This is a genomic window from Nitrosospira sp. NpAV, assembly GCF_000832065.1.
GTDB lineage: Bacteria > Pseudomonadota > Gammaproteobacteria > Burkholderiales > Nitrosomonadaceae > Nitrosospira.
In genome coordinates this window covers 1-782 of the sequence record NZ_JXQM01000105.1, presented here as the reverse complement: position 1 = coordinate 782, position 782 = coordinate 1, and the positions used below count along the sequence as shown (strand labels likewise).

Below are 782 nucleotides of genomic sequence, written 5' to 3'. Positions count from 1 at the left end.
TTGAATGTCGGATTTTGCCAGAATGTTTTTATCCCCTGGAATGTGCGACGGGTATTTGCCCAGTCTAGTGTTGGTATCAACCGCTGCGATCCGTATAGCAGTTCCTGGCGCCCTACTCGCAGATAGACCGGATCATCCATGAATTGCCCCAGTTTGACATCTGCAAACAGATTGAGCATATCAGTATGATTCTTGTCGATAGCAAGCGGCGGCAAATCCAGCCCCAGTGCGCGCGCATCCAGCATCTCGGCAAACAACCGGAAGCGATCCTGATACCAAAGATCAGCATGAAGCCGTGTTCGTAACAAATGATAATTATTGTTGGCTTTTGCTGGATTCAGGCGGCTGTCAGTTTCATGCATGTAGCGATACCAGAAGCTGCCACCGAAAGACAGTAGCCAGTCATCACTCAGATGAATACGTTTAACTGGATCAAAAAAATCCTTTTCATGATCTGGTTGTTCAAGATAGCGGAAATCAAAATCAAATGCCGGAGTTGTTGTCAGCGCTGCAGGTGGGTGAGGGTCAAACTGTGGTTTATCCTGTCTGTTGCCATCAAACCAGTCCAGTAATGAAAAATAGCCGGGGCCTGCTGGAGGCTTGCCAAAAATTCCAGAGCGAGGTGGTGGTGTTACCGGAGGGGCTTTAGACCAGTCAATCTGATGATTTTCAGTAACGGAACGCTCGCTGGCAAACACCGGGCTGCTCCCGTTTATACAAATGAGGCAGGTGATGGTTACCTGCAGACCAGCTCTGATTGTATCTGATAGTTTATCTATAAA

1 protein-coding gene is annotated in these 782 nt (G+C 47.8%); it reads right to left on the bottom strand.

The annotated features are described in order from the left end of the window. A partial coding sequence (locus SQ11_RS15495) for an alginate export family protein (protein ID WP_232298044.1) occupies positions 1 to 698 on the bottom strand: 698 nt, incomplete at its 3' end. Positions 699 to 782 lie beyond the last annotated feature (84 nt).